The sequence below is a fragment of the Salinimicrobium aquimaris genome (assembly GCF_035607535.1).
Classification (GTDB): Bacteria; Bacteroidota; Bacteroidia; order Flavobacteriales; family Flavobacteriaceae; genus Salinimicrobium.
In genome coordinates this window covers 18,253-36,804 of sequence record NZ_JAYDZX010000002.1, presented here as the reverse complement: position 1 = coordinate 36,804, position 18,552 = coordinate 18,253, and the positions used below count along the sequence as shown (strand labels likewise).

Annotated in this window: 18 protein-coding genes; 11 read left to right on the top strand and 7 right to left on the bottom strand. The window is 43.1% G+C overall.

Annotation, left to right across the window (positions count from 1 at the left end; genetic code table 11):
* Positions 1 to 82 precede the first annotated feature (82 nt).
* Together VR862_RS04025 and VR862_RS04020 are read right to left on the bottom strand one after the other, a co-directional pair.
* Positions 83 to 1,162 carry a linear amide C-N hydrolase gene (locus tag VR862_RS04025; protein WP_324719678.1) on the bottom strand — a complete coding sequence of 360 codons (1,080 nt, stop codon included), beginning with the start codon at positions 1,160 to 1,162 and terminating at the stop codon, positions 83 to 85.
* 107 nt (positions 1,163 to 1,269) lie between these two features.
* Positions 1,270 to 2,457: a CapA family protein gene (locus VR862_RS04020; RefSeq protein WP_324719677.1), complete on the bottom strand. Its 1,188-nt coding sequence runs from the start codon at positions 2,455 to 2,457 to the stop codon at positions 1,270 to 1,272.
* A 97-nt stretch (positions 2,458 to 2,554) separates the two neighbouring features.
* On the opposite strand from VR862_RS04020, the gene VR862_RS04015 reads away from it, so the two are divergent.
* The gene (locus VR862_RS04015) at positions 2,555 to 3,496 is read left to right on the top strand and encodes an EamA family transporter (RefSeq protein ID WP_324719676.1); all 942 of its coding nucleotides are present in this window, start codon (positions 2,555 to 2,557) and stop codon (positions 3,494 to 3,496) included.
* 255 nt (positions 3,497 to 3,751) lie between these two features.
* On the opposite strand, the gene VR862_RS04010 is transcribed toward VR862_RS04015, so the two are convergent.
* Positions 3,752 to 4,129, bottom strand: coding sequence for a hypothetical protein (locus VR862_RS04010; protein WP_324719675.1), 378 nt, complete (start codon positions 4,127 to 4,129; stop codon positions 3,752 to 3,754).
* Between the two features lie 202 nt (positions 4,130 to 4,331).
* Here VR862_RS04010 and VR862_RS04005 point away from each other — a divergent pair, with 202 nt between their 5' ends.
* A complete protein-coding gene (locus VR862_RS04005) occupies positions 4,332 to 5,450 on the top strand; it encodes an alkene reductase (RefSeq protein WP_324719674.1) in 1,119 nt (372 codons plus the stop codon).
* A 70-nt stretch (positions 5,451 to 5,520) separates the two neighbouring features.
* On the opposite strand, the gene amaB is transcribed toward VR862_RS04005, so the two are convergent.
* Both amaB and VR862_RS03995 read right to left on the bottom strand, forming a co-directional pair.
* The gene (gene amaB / locus VR862_RS04000) at positions 5,521 to 7,080 is read right to left on the bottom strand and encodes an L-piperidine-6-carboxylate dehydrogenase (protein ID WP_324719673.1); all 1,560 of its coding nucleotides are present in this window, start codon (positions 7,078 to 7,080) and stop codon (positions 5,521 to 5,523) included.
* Positions 7,081 to 7,153: 73 nt separating this feature from the next.
* Positions 7,154 to 7,678, bottom strand: a complete 525-nt coding sequence (locus tag VR862_RS03995; protein ID WP_324719672.1) for a 3-hydroxyanthranilate 3,4-dioxygenase — start codon at positions 7,676 to 7,678, stop codon at positions 7,154 to 7,156.
* A 117-nt stretch (positions 7,679 to 7,795) separates the two neighbouring features.
* Between VR862_RS03995 and VR862_RS03990 the strand changes: the two genes are divergently transcribed.
* The 9 genes from VR862_RS03990 to VR862_RS03950 all read left to right on the top strand — a co-directional run bounded on the left by VR862_RS03990 (position 7,796) and on the right by VR862_RS03950 (position 17,456).
* Positions 7,796 to 8,872 (top strand): isoaspartyl peptidase/L-asparaginase family protein, encoded by a 1,077-nt coding sequence (locus VR862_RS03990; RefSeq protein WP_324719671.1) that lies wholly within the window; start codon positions 7,796 to 7,798, stop codon positions 8,870 to 8,872.
* Between the two features lie 138 nt (positions 8,873 to 9,010).
* Positions 9,011 to 9,499, top strand: coding sequence for a GbsR/MarR family transcriptional regulator (locus tag VR862_RS03985; RefSeq protein ID WP_324719670.1), 489 nt, complete (start codon positions 9,011 to 9,013; stop codon positions 9,497 to 9,499).
* 15 nt (positions 9,500 to 9,514) lie between these two features.
* On the top strand, positions 9,515 to 10,630 hold the full coding sequence (locus VR862_RS03980) for an efflux RND transporter periplasmic adaptor subunit (protein ID WP_324719669.1): 1,116 nt from the start codon (positions 9,515 to 9,517) through the stop codon (positions 10,628 to 10,630).
* A 9-nt stretch (positions 10,631 to 10,639) separates the two neighbouring features.
* Positions 10,640 to 13,774, top strand: coding sequence for an efflux RND transporter permease subunit (locus VR862_RS03975; protein WP_324719668.1), 3,135 nt, complete (start codon positions 10,640 to 10,642; stop codon positions 13,772 to 13,774).
* Between the two features lie 9 nt (positions 13,775 to 13,783).
* Positions 13,784 to 15,184 (top strand): efflux transporter outer membrane subunit, encoded by a 1,401-nt coding sequence (locus VR862_RS03970; RefSeq protein WP_324719667.1) that lies wholly within the window; start codon positions 13,784 to 13,786, stop codon positions 15,182 to 15,184.
* A 301-nt stretch (positions 15,185 to 15,485) separates the two neighbouring features.
* Complete coding sequence (locus tag VR862_RS03965; protein WP_324719666.1) at positions 15,486 to 15,851, top strand: hypothetical protein; 366 nt, start codon at positions 15,486 to 15,488, stop codon at positions 15,849 to 15,851.
* Between the two features lie 22 nt (positions 15,852 to 15,873).
* Positions 15,874 to 16,554, top strand: coding sequence for a hypothetical protein (locus VR862_RS03960; protein ID WP_324719665.1), 681 nt, complete (start codon positions 15,874 to 15,876; stop codon positions 16,552 to 16,554).
* Between the two features lie 146 nt (positions 16,555 to 16,700).
* Positions 16,701 to 16,925, top strand: coding sequence for a hypothetical protein (locus VR862_RS03955; protein WP_324719664.1), 225 nt, complete (start codon positions 16,701 to 16,703; stop codon positions 16,923 to 16,925).
* A gap of 123 nt (positions 16,926 to 17,048) precedes the next feature.
* Positions 17,049 to 17,456: a hypothetical protein gene (locus tag VR862_RS03950; RefSeq protein WP_324719663.1), complete on the top strand. Its 408-nt coding sequence runs from the start codon at positions 17,049 to 17,051 to the stop codon at positions 17,454 to 17,456.
* Between the two features lie 109 nt (positions 17,457 to 17,565).
* Here the strand turns inward: VR862_RS03950 and VR862_RS03945 are convergent, their stop codons facing one another.
* Together VR862_RS03945 and VR862_RS03940 are read right to left on the bottom strand one after the other, a co-directional pair.
* Positions 17,566 to 18,069 carry a YciI family protein gene (locus VR862_RS03945; protein WP_324719662.1) on the bottom strand — a complete coding sequence of 168 codons (504 nt, stop codon included), beginning with the start codon at positions 18,067 to 18,069 and terminating at the stop codon, positions 17,566 to 17,568.
* Positions 18,066 to 18,551 carry a CYTH domain-containing protein gene (locus VR862_RS03940; protein ID WP_324719661.1) on the bottom strand — a complete coding sequence of 162 codons (486 nt, stop codon included), beginning with the start codon at positions 18,549 to 18,551 and terminating at the stop codon, positions 18,066 to 18,068. Before VR862_RS03940 ends, VR862_RS03945 begins: the two co-directional genes overlap by 4 nt.
* Position 18,552 lies beyond the last annotated feature (1 nt).

The following is an 18,552-nucleotide window of genomic DNA, read 5'->3' as shown; positions in this document are numbered from 1 at the left end:
GCTTTTTCTTGTTATTGCAGTAAGTTGAGATCCTGAAATAAATGCAGGACGCATTTTTTTACTTTCGAGCGACTTTGTTTGTTTAGATCTTCCTCTCTTCGCACACCAGGCTTAGAGGATAATCTGCGTATACCTTGCGCACCTCAACCGGAATGGGAGCCAGGAATTCGACCTCATCCCAGACCCTGTTTATAAGAGCTTCATTTTCCTCGTAAGAAAAAGGCCTGAATTGTATTTTGCCCTGTATAGGTGATTCATGGATATTCACATACTGGCTTCCTGAAGCACAATCAAAACTGAAGTTTTCGAGTGATAGTTTTCTAATTTCAGGATTCCTTTGGGTCTGGAAATATATTTCCAGATTGGTGAGATCGTAAACTATGCTCCATTGAGTAGTGGAATCCTCCTGCCTCACGCGGTCCAGGATTTCAAAAGAATATTCTATAAGATTTTCTCCGGAATACTCCTGCAGACCATTTGCGGCATTGACAAACCGGTCAAGAGGGGCAGTGGAAAAAGGTATGGGATCATTCCCGCCAAAGCCTGAAAAATTCTGAAGGTATTCGGTACTTCTTTCATAGGTGTCGTTTGCCAAAACCGCTACCTTTAAGGACTCTCCTTGATGTACTACCATCTTACCTTCGATGTACTCGATGGTTGCCACATTGCCCATTTTATCGGCTACAAGAAAATGTAGTTTAGCGACAGATTGAGGAGAGATCCTTAGAAAATCTTTAGAGGCAATTACTTCCTGCACATTGGCAGAATTGTCCAGGTGGTATTGGATCCACTGTAATTCGGTAAGTCCGGATCTTTCATCAATTTCAGGATAAATCGATTCATTGAGCGCCATTTGTTCCAGGACCAATCCTTTTTCATTTATTCCTCCATAAGGAAATTCACGACCCTGTTGATTAAAGCTCACGCTACCATACCTGGAAGTCCATTCCAAAGCCTTTTCCGGCGGCCGAACCATAGCAACTTTTCGTACGTTCTTTTTATTTATGAGGACATGGCCATGACCAACAGGAAAATCAAAATTTCTACCAAAGACAATGCGTTCCCCGTTCTTAATGCAGAAAGTTGTGCAGGCTTCAGTTTCTAATGTGGAAAAAAGAATAGCTACAAAGGTTAGAATGTTCAGAAGTGACAGCTTTTTCATTAGTCATTCAATTTAAAGGTGAAGAAAAAGGTATTCCTAAATTTAAAAAAATTAAGAGATAAAAACACCTCTAAATCTTAATTAGTAGCAAGATTAAACAGCTGATGTTAAAAACGAGTCTCCAAAATGCCATTTTTGAGATCTATTCCCACCCCGAATTTCTGACTTTCCCTATGCAATACCTCCTGAAGCCAGGCTGCGTCTTTTTTTGAAGCCCGACCTAAACTAAATCTCCTTATCTGCATGGGCACCATCTCCAATTTTACAAGATCTCCAGACTCGGGATCTAGTTCAGGAAAATACATGAGGGAAAGCTCACCTCTGTATTTCTCATTTCCGCTTATGCCTTCATAGTCGTTAATGAAATCCCCTGCTCCATATATTATCAACTTGTTCTTATAGACTTCCATACCCATGGGATGATGAGAAGAATGTCCAAAAATGACATCTACACCGGCTTTTTCTATGAGTGCGTGAGCAAACCTTCGGTGGACAGAAGGAACATCATATCCCCAATTAGGCCCCCAGTGAACAGAGAAAATGACTATATCTCCCTTCTTTTTATCCGAAGAGATATGCTTTTGGATCTCCCGGATCTGTTGCTCATCAAAGCCAGGTAAAAAATTTACTCCCGATCTGTCATTTTTGGCAGCCCAGCTATTAGGAATTCCGCTGCCGAGTGAGCCGTACGAGTAAACCAGCACCCGTGTTCCTTCAACATGAAATACCGCCGGCTCCTTAGCTCTCTCTTCATCTTTACCGGCACCCGAAAATGCTATTTTTGCCTCCTCCAGGGTGTTCAGAGTTTCGGCAAGGCCTTTTCTCCCCCAGTCCAGCACATGGTTATTAGCAAGACTGCAGTGATCAATACCGGCCACAGTAAGAAGTCCAACATTTTTTGGGTGCATACGGTAATGAATTCCTTTATGCGGCCAGGGTTCATCATGGATCGTGATACTGGTTTCAAGATTTATCAATTTAAGGTGAGGATTACGCTGCTTCCAGACTTTTAAGGCATCTCCCCAAATATATCTATAGCTCAAGGGTAGCTCCAACTCCCCATTCTCCCGTTCTGCCAGAAAAAGGTAATCCCGCGCATCCCGCACAAACGGCTCATACAGTACCGGCTCTACAGAAACTTTCAAAGTCTGATCGATTCCCCGACCTGTCATAACATCTCCTGCTAAGAATAACTTGACCCTTTTTCTTTCCATGGAATTCTGGGCGAAGCAGAAATAACCGACCAGCATCAAAAAATAGAACAGCAGGTTTCTACGCATTTTTTCAGCCCTCATTGGTTTCCTTTAAGTTACAAAATTTAGGATTTATGTCACATTCGGGAAGAACAGTCGCAGCCGATTTATTGCTAAGTTTGCACAGCAATATTTCAGCATGGGCCAATCGAAAAATCCGCTTTTTATCATCCTCGCTTTTTTCTCGATCTACGTGATCTGGGGCTCTACCTACCTGCTGAACAAGGTGGCGGTGACCGAATTACCTCCGTTCATGCTGGCTTCTATTAGATTTGTGACTGCAGGATTACTGATCTTTGGAATCAGCCGGGTCTTGGGGAAAAGCCTCCGGCTCACCCGAAGACAGTTCTGGAACACCGTAATCGCCGGTTTTCTGTTCCTGGCTTTTGGAAATGGCGTAGTGGTCTGGGCTCTCAGGTTTGTTGACAGTGGATTTGCTGCTTTGGTCATTTCTGCACAACCTCTCGTGGTTTTACTGTTCATGCGCATCTTTGAAGGAAAAAGGATTCTGCCAATGTCAATGGTAGGAGTGGTGCTGGGGTTGATCGGAATCTATTTACTGGTGAGTCAAAAGCAGGTAACCTCTTCAGAAAATTCCATTTTAGGGGTCTTAATGATCTTTACCTGTCTTCTTAGCTGGTCCTACGGAAGTTTGTTCGTTGGAAAGGCCAATTTGCCCACCAATCATTTTGTGAACACAGGTTACCAGATGTTTACTGCCGGAATCATCCTCGGCATCTCAAGCTTTTTATTTAACGAGCCGTGGAGTGATCCTTTTACCTGGAGTACCCCTGTCCAATGGTCAATGCTGTTGTTGATCATCTTCGGAAGCATTGTGGCTTTTACGGCTTTCAATTACCTGCTGAAGGTGGTTTCTCCCGAAAAAGTGGCTACTTCCACCTATGTAAATCCGGTAATTGCAATGCTTCTTGGCTGGTATTTCCTGGAGGAACAGATCACAACCCAATCGGCTATTGCTGCAGCTGTTCTGCTTACGGGTGTTTACTTCATCAATACCAGGAAAAAGCTGGCTGTGCTTTCCAGGTTTACCACAAAGGCTTCAGATTTCTTTAAAGATTAGCCTTAAAATTGCCTTTCTTTTCTGAACTCTAAAACTGCGGACAGGAGAAAGATTTGAGGATCACAAGGAAGAGTAACGGAATGCCTGCCGAAATGATTTCCAAATTACTTGTACTCCACCCATGGAAAATCATTAAAGATAAAAGAGACCAGATCCAGGTGAAAAATTCTTTTGTCTATAACGGCCTTTTTAAGAGGTATAGATCTTTGGCCTTTAACTAAGGGTAAGAGCATAACAGGGAAACCGGAAAAAGAATTATTCTGTTTCCAAAACCTTATGCTCTACATTCACCCCTTCCTCCCGGATATCAAAAACAAGGGTTTTCTTGAGTGCTCCTTCTCCCTCTTCCATATAGCTTCCCGTAGCCGATTCTTCCTTTCCATTGCTTCTGGTGAACCTGAAGGTGTATTGACCATCAGCAAAACTCTCCTTGACCTGCATGGTGTGCTCAATGTCCTGTCCTGCAGGAAGATTATCTGCTTTAAAACTCACCCTGTTTTCGGCTGTACTCAGCATTAAATCCCTAACGGGTTGGCCGGTGTTGTTCACGATCTCTATTTCCAGCACATGATCTTCGGGTACACAAGAGAAAATAAGGCTTATAAACAACAAGAGTGTAAAAATTCTTTTCATTTGAGTAGTTGGTTTAGTTTCTTCTAAGATAAAGAATCTGTCACTTTAAAAGAAGTGGTCTTTGGCTCGTGTGCGCCACATGACTATAACTTAACATACTTTAACCCTTTCCTTTGACATACATCAATTCTAACCCGCTATGCCTTTATTACCTTTACAGTCACGAGGATTAACCTCATTATGAGATAAATAAACTATAGATATGAATAACGAACAAGCACTATTACAACCCTACAATAAAGGAAATTTAAACCTGAAGAACCGCGTGGTAATGGCACCCATGACCCGAAGCCGGGCCGCAAACGCTGAAAATAAACCTACGGGAGAACTTCAGGGGGAGTACTATAAACAACGGGCCAGCGCCGGGCTCATCATTACTGAAGGTGCTCAAATCTCCAAGCAGGCAGTTGGATATATTAATACCCCTGGGATCCATTCTGAAGAACAAATTCAAGGCTGGAAAGAAGTCACCGATAAGGTACATGAAGCAGACGGAAAGATATTTATCCAGTTATGGCATGTGGGACGTATGTCTCACCCCGATTTTCACAACGGAAATTTACCCGTGGCACCTTCAGCTATTAACCCGAATGAGAAATCTTTTACTGCTGAAGGTTTGAAAGACACGGTAACCCCAAAAGAAATGAGTGTGGAGGAAATAAAATCTACCGTGCAGGATTTCAAGCAAGCCGCTGCAAACGCCATGAAAGCCGGTTTTGACGGGGTGGAAATTCATTCTTCAAACGGTTACTTACTCCACCAGTTCTTTAATGGAACCTCCAATCAGCGAACCGATGAGTATGGTGGCAGCATTGAAAATCGTGCAAGGATCCTTTTTGAAGTGATTGACGCCATTAAAGAAGTAATGCCCGAAAAGAAAATTGGCCTGCGCTTTAACCCTTCCCTGAACGGGATCTTCGGAATGACTATGGATGAAGAGACCATTCCTACTTTTGATTACATCATTAAGAAGCTGAATGATTACAATCTGGCTTATCTTCATCTTTCTGAACCTTTTAATGATGTTTCCGATCTTCCTTTTGCTGAAACTGAGATTGCAAAACGTTACAGACCAATGTATAAAGGCACGATCATTATCAACACCAACTTTGACCAGGAAAGCGGAAATGCCATCCTGGAAGCAGGCAATGCCGATCTCGTAGCCTTTGGAAAGCCTTACGTTTCAAACCCCGACCTGGTAGAACGCTTTGAACAGGGCGTTGAACTAACAGAATGGAATGAAAAAACCTTCTACACCCCCGGAAAAGAAGGATATTTAGATTACCCGGTAAAAACTGAAAGAGAACCTGCGCTAAAGTAAGGTTCCAAAAATGCAAAATAAAGAGGCTGTCCGAAAAGACAGCCTCTTTTTTATTTTAAGTGTTAAGCTCTTACAAATCAAACTTGATCCCCTGTGCCAGTGGCAGCTCTGTGGTATAATTGATCGTGTTGGTTTGGCGACGCATGTAGATCTTCCAGGCATCAGACCCGGATTCCCTTCCACCTCCGGTTTCCTTTTCACCACCAAAGGCTCCGCCAATCTCAGCGCCCGAAGTTCCAATATTTACATTGGCAATTCCGCAGTCAGATCCTTCAACAGAAAGGAATCTTTCCGCTTCCCGCAGATTGTTTGTCATGATCGCCGAGGAAAGTCCCTGTTTAACTCCATTTTGAAGAGCTATTGCATTTTCAAGATCTCCGCTGTATTTCATGAGATAAAGAACAGGTGCAAAAGTCTCGTGCTGTACAATCTCATAATGATTCTCAGCTTCAGCAATCGCAGGTTTTACGTAGCATCCGCTTTCATAGCCTTCGCCTTTTAGGACGCCACCTTCCACAATGATCTTTCCACCTTCTTCAACAACCTTATCCAAAGCAGCCTGGTAATTCTTTACTGCATCTTTATCAATAAGAGGGCCCACGTGGTTGTTCTCGTCCAGCGGATTCCCAATACGCAACTGCTTATAAGCATCAACAATTGCGTTCTTCACCTGGTCGTAAACATCTTCGTGAACTATAAGCCTTCTGGTAGAAGTACAACGTTGTCCGCAAGTACCCACAGCTCCAAAAACAGCTCCTATCACTGTATTTTTTATGTTGGCATCTGGCGTTACAATAATGGCATTATTTCCGCCTAATTCAAGCAGCGATTTTCCTAATCGTGCCGCTACGGCCTGGGCAACAATTTTTCCCATTCTAATAGATCCGGTGGCCGAGATTAGTGGCACCCGCTCATCTTTAGTCAGCATTTCACCTACCCGGTAGTCGCCGGTAATCAAACAGGAAATACCTTCCGGAAGATCATTTTCAGCGAAAACACGTGCAGCAATATTCTGACACGCAACAGATGTTAGTGGCGTCTTTTCAGAACCTTTCCACACACATACATCCCCGCATACCCACGCAAGTGCTGTATTCCAGGACCAAACAGCTACAGGAAAGTTGAAAGCAGAGATCACTCCCACCACTCCTAATGGATGATACTGCTCATACATACGGTGGCCGGGACGTTCAGAATGCATGGTGAGGCCGTGTAACTGCCGGCTTAAACCTACAGCAAAGTCACAGATATCGATCATCTCCTGTACCTCTCCAAGACCTTCCTGATAAGATTTTCCCATCTCGTAAGAGACCAGTTTTCCTAATGGTTCTTTCAACCTCCGCAATTCATCATTGAACTTACGCACTATCTCCCCTCTTTGAGGCGATGGCATGGTTCTCCAGGTCTTGAAGGCCGCCTGTGCAGTTTCTATGACCCTATTGTAGTCTTCTTCTGTTGTAGCTTTTACTTTTCCGATTAAAGCTCCGTCAACAGGAGAATATGATTCTATCACCTCTCCCGAAGCGAACCATTCATTTCCGGTAGAAGTACCATTATTCACCTGGTCCACATTAAGACCGAGATCCTTTAAAGCTTGATTTATTCCGAATTTTTCAGCAATTGCGCTCATTCTGGTTGTTGTTTTAATATGAATTTGTTTGGATATTTGCGAATATAAAAAATTTAGGAGGGAAAGCCTCGAACTATCCCTGGGGCTTTTCCATCACTGTCCCACAGTTGTTACAGGTACGCAGCTCTTTGCTGTTATAGAAATGCTCAAAATGTTTTTGAAAATCATTTTCAATATCATGTAACGGAAAATAAACCTCATACAACTTGTTATTGCAGTTCTCACAGAACCAGAGCAAGCCGTCTTTTGCGTCAATATCTGTTCTTTTTCGCTCCACTACAAGCCCTACAGAACCTGCAGTTCGCTCGGGCGAATGCGGCACCTTTGCAGGATGCAGGTACATATCCCCGGGCCCCAGCTCAAAAGTTCGTTTTTGACCATCTTCCTGTACATGGACTTTTATTTGCCCTTCCAGTTGATAAAAAAGCTCTTCGGTTTCGTTGTAATGGTAATCTTTCCTCGAATTGGGACCACCTACGACCATTACAATATAATCTTCAGCCGCGGGATAGATGCTTTTGTTGGCAACAGGCGGTTTAAGCAGGTCGCGATTTTGTTCTATCCACTTATTAAGATTAAAAGGTTTAGATATTGGCATCTTTTTGTTTTTTTGAAATTTAAAATTACGCAATCTTTTCCTGAACAAGACTTCTGGAACAGCTAAGACTGCGAAACCACCCTTTTTTCATAACTTTCCTGCTGAAAAATCCAGATCATGAAAAAAATACTTCTTGTTTTTGCCCTTTTTGGCACCTTAGCCTGTAATAATTCTGCTGAAGAAAATTCAGCCGGTGTTGAAACTTCTGAAGCAGTTTCAGAAAAAAGAGACTCTCTTCCCAACTACGGAATTGTCATCCACGGTGGCGCCGGAACTATTCTGAAAGAAAACATGTCCGATTCCCTTGAAAAAGAATATCGAGCCAAGCTTGAAGAAGCAGTGAGAGCCGGCCACGCAGTACTTGAGCGGGGAGGAACCTCAATTGAAGCCATTGAAGAGGCTATTAACATTATGGAGAATTCACCACTTTTCAATGCCGGAAAAGGAGCCGTTTTTACCAATGCCGAGACCAACGAACTCGATGCTGCGGTCATGGATGGAAAAACTCTTAATGCCGGCGCAGTTGCGGGGGTTACCACTGTGAAAAATCCAATTGATCTCGCTATAGCAGTTATGAACAATTCTGAACATGTCATGATGATTGGAAAAGGAGCCGAAACCTTTGCTGAAGAGCAGGGGATGGAAATCGTGGATCCTGAATATTTCTACACCGAAAACCGTTTTCGCGGACTTCAGCGTATAAAGGATTCAGAAAAAACACAACTGGACCATGATCAAAAAACCGCATTTTTGGATCCTTTTATTAAGGATTCCAAGTATGGAACCGTAGGTGCTGCCGCATTAGATAAACACGGAAATCTTGCTGCGGGAACCTCAACGGGAGGAATGACCAATAAAAGATGGGGACGTGTAGGCGATGTTCCGGTAATTGGTGCGGGAACTTACGCAAACAATAAAACTGCTGCTATTTCGGGTACAGGATGGGGAGAGTTTTTCATTCGGGGAGTAGTGGCTTATGATATCTCTGCGCTTATGGAATACAAAGGCCTGTCCCTGCAGGAAGCTGCAGAGGAGGTGATCCAGAAGAAAAACATGGAACTTGGAGGAAACGGCGGTATCATCGCCATCGACAACAAGGGAAATGTTGCCATGGAATTCAACACCTCCGGGATGTATCGCGCTAAAATGAATCGTGAAGGAGAACTGGAGATCGGGATCTATGGGGAAGAATAGAATAAAATTTAAAGGATAATCAAAACCGCCTTTTAGGCGGTTTTTTTATTTAAAGCATTAACAAAACTTTATGGTTCCCTTAGTTCGGAGGTTTCCGAACTAACCTGTACTTTTGCAGCTTCCTAATAAAAAATTACTATGGACCTGGATGTTCAGAAGAAGAATCTTATTGAAGAGCTGGGGGTTCACCTGGAGAAAGATAATTTGGCGCCTCTTGCAGCGCGCATTATGGCTACGCTTATTCTTTCCGGGAAAAAAGGGGTGACCTTTGATGAACTGGTTTGTAATCTACAGGCCGGCAAGAGTACTGTTTCCACCCACCTCGATCATCTACAAAATACAAAACGGGTGAAATATTTCACCAAACCCGGCGATCGCAAGCGATACTTCATCATAGATCCCAACCTCGTGTTGAACGTGATGGATGAATTGCTGAATAAATGGGAGAATGAAAAAAAACTGCATTTAAAGATCAGGGAGTACAAACAGCAGTGCAACAAAAGAGCCGAAGAAACCGGGGAATTTCAGTTTGACCTGGAGTTTCAGGATGATTTTTTGACTTTTTTGGAAGAGACATCAAACGCTGTTAGAAAATTCAAGTCTAAATATATATCAAGAAATAAATAAGCACATAACTAAGACATGACAAAATCTACATTTTTAGGACTTTTCATAACTGCTCTCCTGGCAATTTCCTGCCAGGACAATGAGCAGGCACAGCAGCAGACAGCTGCAACCCCCTTGCCGGTGATCGAAGTTCCACAGAGAACAGTGACAGGTTACACCTCTTATCCGGTAAGCATAGAGGGAACTGTGAACAGTGCAGTAAGAGCCAAGGTGCCGGGATATATTACCCAAGTGCTGGTGGATGAAGGTGAAAAGGTCAGAAAAGGACAAACACTTTTCAAATTAGAAACTGAATCTCTTTCCCAGGATGCGGGTGCTGCAAAAGCCAACGTGAATGCAGCCCAGGTAGAAGTTGATAAGCTGAAGCCGCTAGTCGAAAAGGGAATAATAAGCCCCGTACAACTGGAAACAGCAAAAGCCAGATTAGAGCAGGCTAAAGCCGGTTACAGTAGCATTGCCGCCAGTATAGGATATGCTACTATTAAAAGTCCGGTGGATGGTTATGTTGGCGCGATCAACTTTAGAGAGGGAGCTTTGGTTAGTCCCGGTGACCCTACTCCATTGACCACTGTTTCAGATATTGATGAAGTCTATGCCTTCTTTTCCATGAACGAAAGGGATTACCTGAACTTCATTCAAAATGCCGAAGGAGAAAATCTTTCAGAAAAAATAGACAACTTTCCGCCGGTGCAGCTGCAGCTGGTGAATGACCAGATCTATTCAGAAACGGGAGAGATCCAGACGGTAACCGGCCAAATTGATCCCACAACAGGAACAGTAGGTTTTAGGGCTATGTTCCCAAATCCAAATAACATTCTTGCCAGTGGTAATAGCGGAAGGATAAGAATCCCCAGAACCTATGAGAATTTTCCCGTAGTCCCCGAATCTGCTTCTTTTGAGCAACAGGGAAGAGTTTATGTTTACGGAGTTCAGGGGGACAGTCTTGCAGTTTCTGTTCCAATCGAGGTAGTAGATCGTGTGCAAAACCTTATTGTTGTCAAAGAAGGAATTAAACCCGGAGACAGGATTGTTGCCCAGGGAGTTGGAAAGCTTCGGAACAATACTCCAATCATTCCTCAACCCATACCTTTTGACAGTATTGCCACTTCCATTAAACCAATCTTTAAATAAAAAAGAAGAATGCTTAAGACCTTTATTGAGAGACCCGTTTTATCGACGGTAGTCTCCATTGTAATAGTAATGTTGGGGATCCTGGCCATTACCACTTTGCCAGTAACTCAGTATCCCGATATCGCTCCACCTACGGTGCAGGTGTCGGCAAACTATCCCGGAGCCAACGCCTCTACAGTACTCGAAAGTGTGATCATTCCCATCGAAGAACAGATCAATGGAGTGGAGGGAATGGATTATATTACCTCAACGGCGAGTAATAATGGAAGTGCCAGCATTCAGGTTTTCTTTGATCAGGGTGTGGATCCAGATATCGCTGCGGTAAACGTCCAGAACAGGGTTGCCAGGGCTACGCCGCTGTTGCCAAGAGAAGTAACTCAAAGTGGGGTTACCACCCAAAAACAGCAAACCAGCGCCCTGATGTTCTTTACTGTAATTTCTGAAAATGTGGCCTATGATGCGACCTTTATTCAGAATTACCTCAACATCAATGTCATCCCCGAACTTAAAAGGATTAACGGCGTTGGAGATGTGAACGTGTTTGGAGCCAAGACCTATGCAATGAGGATCTGGTTACAGCCCGAAAAAATGGCGGCATACAATCTTATTCCTTCAGACGTAATTGGCGCTGTCAACGAGCAGAGCCAGGAAGCCGCGGCAGGTTCTCTCGGCCAGAATAATGCCGAAGCCTTTGAATATGTAATTCGCTACAGCGGCCGCTATAACACCGAAGAAGATTACCGCAACATAGTCATTAAAGCTCTCGGCAACGGGAAGTTCTTAAGACTTGAAGACGTGGCCCAGGTGGAACTCGATGCCCAGGGCTATAGTGTGATTGGTTTCACCAACAATAAGCCGGGTGTAAGTATGGGTGTTTACCAAACGCCCGGTTCCAATGCCCAGGAGATCATTGAAAATGTTCATGAAAAGCTTGAAGAGCTCGAAAAGAATTTCCCTACCGGACTCGAAGTGCGGATCAATTTTGACACCAACGAATTCCTGAATGCCTCCATAAATAAAGTAGTTCTTACCATTTTTGAAGCCTTTCTGCTGGTGTTCCTGGTGGTTTTTGTTTTCCTCCAGGATTTCAGATCTACCCTGATTCCCGCCATTGCAGTACCCGTGTCCATAATCGGAACTTTTTTCTTTCTCAACCTCTTCGGGTATTCTATCAACCTGCTTACCCTCTTTGCGCTTGTCCTCGCAATTGGTATTGTGGTGGATGACGCGATAGTGGTTGTGGAAGCAGTACACGCCAAGCTGGAACAGGGTGTTGAAAATGCGAAAAAAGCCACGCATTCTGCCATGGAAGAAATCGCAGGGGCAATTGTTTCCATTACTCTGGTCATGGGTGCCGTTTTTATTCCGGTTACTTTTATTACAGGGCCTACGGGAGTTTTTTACGAGCAATTCGGGGTAACTTTAATGGTTGCGATCGCGATTTCGGCCATTAATGCTTTAACTCTTAGTCCGGCACTCTGTGCTCTGTTTCTGAAACCTCATGAAGAAAAGGTAGCCAAGAAAAAGGGCTTTTTGAAGCGCTTCTTTTCGGCCTTTAATGTGGCTTTTGAAGCAACCACAGCGAAATATCTAAGATCGGTCTCTTTCCTTTACAGACACAAGTGGATCACCGGAGTAATAATCGTTGCCGCAGTAGGAGCCATTTTCTGGGCTTCTTCTACCACTCCTACCGGGTTTGTTCCCGATGAAGACCGCGGGATGATCTTTGCCAATATTGAACTTCCTGCCGGGGCCTCTCTCGATAGAACTGTCGAGGTCACTTCGGAATTAAGCCGAAGAATACAGCAAATTCCCGGGGTAGATGTAGCTTCCTTCGTTAATGGATTCAGCTTTTTAGGTGGTGCCGGAAGTAATTATGGGATTGGATTTATAAGGCTGGACGACTGGGATGAGCGAACCGGAGAAGGCATGTCTGCCGAAGAGATCACCGGAAAATTCTTTGCTACAGCTGCCGGTATAAGCGATGCAAATATTCTCTTTTTTCAGCCCCCAAGTGTTCCCGGATTTGGAGCATCATCGGGTTTTGAGATGAAGGTACTCGACCGTACCGGCGGTAGCTTTGAAGATCTTGATGCCGCTACCAGGAACTATCTGGCAGATCTTTCTGCAAGGCCTGAGATCCTTTATGCCAACAGTTCCTTTAACACCAATTATCCGCAGTATGAGATAGACCTGAATATTCCGAAGGCCAAGGAGGCAGGGGTAGATATTGGAAGCATCTTTTCGACCCTTCAAACCTATATAGGATCTGTTTACGCTGCCGACTTTGCACGCTTCGGAAAGCAATATCGTGTGTTTGTACAGGCACTTCCCGAAGATCGTTCTTCAATAGAAGATCTTAATTCTATTTTCGTAAGAAATGCTCAGGGGGAGATGGCACCTATTACACAATTTGTCACTCTAAGCAGAGTTTATGGGCCACAGTCTGTCACCAGATTTAACCTGTTCAATTCGGCCAGTGTGAACGGGGCCGCAGCGCCAGGCTATTCTTCGGGAGATGCTATTGCGGCCGTTCAGGAAGTGGGAACAGGATCCCTGCCGGAAGGTTTTGATATAGGATTTTCGGGTTTGACGCGGGAAGAAATTTCCGCAGGAGATCAAACGACTTTTATCTTCCTGCTCAGTATCCTTTTTGTGTTCTTTATTCTGGCCGCACAGTATGAAAGTTACCTGCTGCCGTTAGCAGTGCTGTTCTCCTTACCAATAGGCGTGATGGGAGCTTATGTCACCACTGCTCTAAGCGGCCTGGAGAACAACATCTATTTCCAGATCGCGCTTATCATGCTTCTTGGTTTACTTGCCAAAAATGCCATTTTGATAGTGGAATTTGGAATACAAAGACGGACTGCAGGAAATTCTATAGTTGATTCGGCCATGGGAGCTGCAAAAGCTCGGCTGCGCCCCATCCTTATGACGTCTTTTGCGTTCATTGTTGGTCTACTTCCGCTGGTTTTTGCCTCCGGAATTGGAGCTGCCGGAAACAGATCCATAGGTACAGGAGCAGTGGGAGGTCTTCTGGTTGGAACGGTGATAGGAGTTTTCATTATTCCGATTCTGTTTATCCTCTTCCAGTGGTTGCAGGAGAAAGTGGGAAGAAAACCTGAAGCAATTCAAGAACAATAAAAATCTGAGATGAAAAGATCCATATATAAAATACTTGTAGTTCCGGCGGTATTGCTTTCTCTACAATCCTGTTTTGTGGCGAAGGAATATACCAGACCTGAGGAAGTAGTTGAAGCTGAAACCTACCGAACTGATGAACTTCCAACCGATACTATCTCCATGGCCAGGATCTCCTGGCGGGAACTATTTTCAGATCCTGTACTGACAGATCATATTGACAGGGCGCTGGAGAATAACCTGGATATAAGAATTGCACTGCAGCAAATAGAGGCTGCCGGGGCTTACCTAAAACAGGCAAAGGTTCAAGACTTGCCTTCTCTTGGATTATCTACACAGGTAACGCATCAACAACTGGCTCCTAACAGCCAGTTCGGAAGCTTCTTTGACGGTTCAATAAGCCAGTATGAAGCAACGGCCAACCTTTCGTGGGAAGCAGACATTTGGGGCAGGATCAAAAGCAATGAACGGGCACAGAGAGCAGCCTTTCTCCAAACGGTGGCAGCCCACCAGGCGGTAAAAACAAGACTGGTAGCCAATGTGGCGAATCTCTACTACCAGCTTTTGGCTCTGGACGAGCAGCTGGAAGTAACGAGAGAAACTGTTGCCAACAGGATGAACAGCCTCGAGACCATCAAAGCCTTAAAAGAGGCAGGAAATGTAACGGAAGTGGGTGTAAAACAGACCGAGGCGCAGCTTTACCGGGCACAGGCAGTAGTGGTAGATCTCGAAAACCAGATAAGACTACTGGAAAATGCCTTTTCAATCCTGCTGGGAGAAGCACCCCATGCTATCGAAAGAACTGAACTGGAAGATCAGGTTCTGAATACGCAACTTAAGACAGGTCTTCCTGTACAATTGCTAAGGAACAGACCCGACGTAATCGCTGCCGAATATAACTTGGCGAATGCTTTCCAGCTCACGAACGTGGCAAGAAGTAATTTTTACCCATCTCTGAGCATTTCAGCGACCGGTGGATTCCAGAGTCTGGACCTGGCAGAACTTATAGACGCTAATTCCCTTTTTGCAACTGTAGTTGGTTCCCTTACCCAGCCGTTATTCAACAGAAGACAGATCAAGACACGGTATGAAGTTGCACAGGCACAGCAGGAGATTGCTTTTCTCGAATTCAGAAGAGCCATTCTCGACGCTTCAAGAGAAGTATCTGATGCTTTATTCAATTATGCCGCAGCAGATAAGAAACTGGAAATAAAACAGCAGGAATTTGAGGCCTACGATCTCGCAACATCGTATTCTGAAGAACTGCTTAACAGTGGCTTTGCTAATTATCTGGAAGTACTTACTGCCAGGGAAAATGCTTTAAATTCTCAATTGGAGCTGGTGAATATCAGATATGATGAACTAAACGCAATAGTAGATCTATACCAGGCGCTGGGCGGTGGCTGGCAGTAGGAATGAAAATATTCGAAACAAAGAGCCCTGCCACCCGGCGGGGCTTTTTATTGATGTTCCAAACTTATAATAATGGAGAATTTTCCATAGATTAGTTACACAAGTGTTTCAAATGTATGGTCGATAAGTTTTTAATAGATGCAGTATTGAACTTAATGGAGGCTGCCTTTAATTCGGACAAAATTTCCCGATGATAAAACTAATTTTATTTTTTATCGCCTTTGAAATTCTATTTCTGATCCCTTCTTACTTTTTGTACAAGAAATTTATAACAAAAAAGTTTCAATGGGGGAACATAAAGATGTTTTCCATCCTGGCAACACTATTATTACCAATTGTATGGACGGCATTATTCATTGGAATTTGTTATGGAATAATCAATCCCATATGGAGGTCGAAAGAATTTAATTCCAAAGATTGGATTACCGATGTAGATTCGAGATATAGAATGGTCAAGGATTTAGAAAAAAACAAACTACTCGAAGGAAAAACCAAGGAAGAGGTAATTGAAATACTTGGCACGAAATATTCCAATTGCTGGACCGATAATACTATATGTTATATTACACCTGACCCCGATAACTTCGCAGTTTTGGACCATATGGAATTTGTTGTTTTTTTCAACGAACAGAATAAGGTTGATCAAGTTCAAAACATGAATAGATAAAAAATAAACGGCAACATGTAATATGAAAACATTCCTTCTTACAACATTCACAGTATTTTTTTGTGTATCCGGTTTTGCGCAAATTAATGAATCTGTGTATCCAGATCTTATCGGACAGAATCTACAGGCGATTGAAAACAATCCTGACTGGAAGATATTGCACAAGGCATCAGGTGATTTGAACAAAGACGGATTTGACGATTACGCTTTAATCCTGGAATCAAAGGATAGTATATTCGAAAAAAGATGTGCAGATTGTTCTCTGTTAAAAAACAAACCCAGGATTATATTAATTCTCTTAGATAAAAAAGAGAACGAAGAAGTTATCATTCAAAATAATGAATTCATTGCACGTGGAGACGAAGGTGGAATGGCGATCTATTTAGAACCAGAGTTGTCTATAAAAGACGGATTGCTAAAAATACTTTATCAGTATACCCGGGCCACTCAATCTTACACCTTTGAGTTCTTAAATAACCAACTGCAGCTGATATATGCAGAAGATGGCGGAGTACATTCAGCAAGCGGAAATTTCGAGAACAATTATTATGACTTTAAAGAGGGCACAATAACTACAAAGACAGGAAATATTTCTCAGGATCATATTAAAACCGAAGTCACCAAAATAAACATTACCCCAAAATTACTTTCTGAATTCGGCAGAATGTATGAATGGGAAGTAATTGAATATAAATATTTGTAAATTGACAGGATAATTATCTTTAAAGGTTTTCAAAATGTTGTTTCATAACACTCATTTTTGACAGCCTTTAAGTCTATTACATGTAATTCAGTTCAACAACAGCAACTTGTCCGGTAGGTAGCCTGGCAGAAAATTAAAAATTTTCAATGCACAAAATCTGGATAATTCTTCCGGCAACTGCAATATTTTTATTGATCAATCTTATTTACTACATAAGTATGAGTGCTTATGTTGGAAACGCTTTTGGTAAAAAGTGGCTGAAGATATGGGGCAACAAAGTTTATTTCTGGCAAAGTTCCATCTTTGTAAGCACAGGAGGTACTTTTCTAGTAAACTACCTTTTAAAATGGTCAGATATCTTGAACTTTTAAAAACCATAATAAGATAACTAAGCTAATAAGAACTAGATTCAAGACTGCCGCGGAAAGCAGACTTGACGATAATAGTAAACCTGCTCGCTTTAATGTGTGGGAGGTTTAGTAAAACTGAAGAAAATGAAAATACCATACAAGAAACGACAGCTTAATTTCAATCTGTACTTTGGTAGCATCTGGTTGATTTTTTTTCTGGGCCAGTTTTTCTTTGACGATGAATTCAATTGGATTGATTACGGCTTACTTGTGTCCATAGCATATTTTGGGACTTATTATTATAAAGTGAAATATAAGTACGTCACCATTGACGAGGGAAATCTGACTGTGAACGGACCCTTCGGAAAATCTGTTGCCCTGGATGAAATCGTACAAATTAAGAGCTTTGCCGGAGAGTACATTTTAAAAACTGAAAAGCAGGAACTTAGAATCAATACCCACACAATAAAGCCGGAATCCCTCGCTATCTTAAATAAAGAACTAAAAAAGCTGCAGGTGGTTTGGAATTATAAGCCTTCAACTATTAGGTAGTAAACCTAAGGCTCTAAAAACTCACCCGAAAAAGTGCCGGCACCTAAGCTCCCTTAAAGAAGATTTGTCGCGCGAACAAGATAACCCGCAAAAATGTCTACAGGAAACTTTACTTTAACTCAGTCCCTTTAGCTGCCCACCAGGGGTGGATCTCCACCTCAAGTCTGCCGGCCTGTACTGCGGGATCAAGCCTCGCCAGGCTATCGGCCATTTCTAAGGTCGGGGTATTGTAGACCGCAATTCCACGAATTACCCCGTCGTCACCAAAAGGTCCCGCCAGGCTCATATAGCCTTCACTTGCCATTCGGCTTAAATGTGCCATATGCTGTTGTTGAAGTTGTGCCGCTACAGTAGAATCCTGATCGCGGTTCTCTCCTCTTTTGAGAAAAACAATGTAATACTGCTGCATGAGATATTGTTCGCCTCCATCTTCATAAACAAAGGTTTGGTAGCCTTTGTTCTTGAGGTCTTCTGCTTCCTGTCCTATATTGGGAATCGTATCGGGCATTCGGGCCTCTACTTCTTCGGGGCCGGGAATTCCCCTGATATCCCTGCTTTGGTTGCAAGCTGATGCCAGTCCCAGTGCAGCTATTAGAAAAATTACTTTTTTCATGGTCTTTCTTTTTGCCATTCTTTAAACGGGAATTTACTTAAAAAGGAATTATAATATGTCTGATTGCCGGTGACTTCTTCCCCCAGCCATTTAGGCTTCTCAATTTTTTCATTCTTCTCCTTCAGCTCAACTTCGGCTAATAGCAGGCCTTCATTTTCTCCCAGGAATTCATCGGCTTCAAAAATGTGTTTTCCAACTCTCACTTCATATCGATATTTTTCGATGACTCCGGTTTCGCAAAGCTTCAGGAGCTCTTCAGCTTCAAAAAGAGGGATTTCCCGTTCCCATTCAAACCGGGAAAGTCCGTCGCTTGTGCTCTTCCCTTTTATGGTCAGGAAGCCTTTTTCTCCTCTTATTCTCACCCGCACCGTTCTTTCGGGTGCTGAGTTAAGGTAACCCTGTACGATCCTGTTCTTACTTAAAGCATCTTTTCTGAAATCTGGAGCTTCTAAAATGAGAAATTTTCGTTCTATTTCCTGCATG

Bases quoted from the DNA above. Each gene is read 5' to 3' on its own strand.
- VR862_RS04005 (WP_324719674.1), top strand. From the start codon at position 4,332: ATGAATAACGAACAAGCACTATTACAACCCTACAATAAAGGAAATTTA.
- amaB (WP_324719673.1), bottom strand. From the start codon at position 7,080: ATGAGCGCAATTGCTGAAAAATTCGGAATAAATCAAGCTTTAAAGGAT.
- VR862_RS03985 (WP_324719670.1), top strand. From the start codon at position 9,011: ATGGACCTGGATGTTCAGAAGAAGAATCTTATTGAAGAGCTGGGGGTT.
- VR862_RS03965 (WP_324719666.1), top strand. From the start codon at position 15,486: ATGTTTTCCATCCTGGCAACACTATTATTACCAATTGTATGGACGGCA.
- VR862_RS03960 (WP_324719665.1), top strand. From the start codon at position 15,874: ATGAAAACATTCCTTCTTACAACATTCACAGTATTTTTTTGTGTATCC.
- VR862_RS04025 (WP_324719678.1), bottom strand. From the start codon at position 1,162: ATGAAAAAGCTGTCACTTCTGAACATTCTAACCTTTGTAGCTATTCTT.
- VR862_RS04015 (WP_324719676.1), top strand. From the start codon at position 2,555: ATGGGCCAATCGAAAAATCCGCTTTTTATCATCCTCGCTTTTTTCTCG.
- VR862_RS03970 (WP_324719667.1), top strand. From the start codon at position 13,784: ATGAAAAGATCCATATATAAAATACTTGTAGTTCCGGCGGTATTGCTT.
- VR862_RS03980 (WP_324719669.1), top strand. From the start codon at position 9,515: ATGACAAAATCTACATTTTTAGGACTTTTCATAACTGCTCTCCTGGCA.
- VR862_RS03955 (WP_324719664.1), top strand. From the start codon at position 16,701: ATGCACAAAATCTGGATAATTCTTCCGGCAACTGCAATATTTTTATTG.
- VR862_RS03940 (WP_324719661.1), bottom strand. From the start codon at position 18,551: ATGCAGGAAATAGAACGAAAATTTCTCATTTTAGAAGCTCCAGATTTC.
- VR862_RS04020 (WP_324719677.1), bottom strand. From the start codon at position 2,457: ATGAGGGCTGAAAAAATGCGTAGAAACCTGCTGTTCTATTTTTTGATG.
- VR862_RS03975 (WP_324719668.1), top strand. From the start codon at position 10,640: ATGCTTAAGACCTTTATTGAGAGACCCGTTTTATCGACGGTAGTCTCC.
- VR862_RS04010 (WP_324719675.1), bottom strand. From the start codon at position 4,129: ATGAAAAGAATTTTTACACTCTTGTTGTTTATAAGCCTTATTTTCTCT.
- VR862_RS03950 (WP_324719663.1), top strand. From the start codon at position 17,049: ATGAAAATACCATACAAGAAACGACAGCTTAATTTCAATCTGTACTTT.
- VR862_RS03990 (WP_324719671.1), top strand. From the start codon at position 7,796: ATGAAAAAAATACTTCTTGTTTTTGCCCTTTTTGGCACCTTAGCCTGT.
- VR862_RS03995 (WP_324719672.1), bottom strand. From the start codon at position 7,678: ATGCCAATATCTAAACCTTTTAATCTTAATAAGTGGATAGAACAAAAT.
- VR862_RS03945 (WP_324719662.1), bottom strand. From the start codon at position 18,069: ATGAAAAAAGTAATTTTTCTAATAGCTGCACTGGGACTGGCATCAGCT.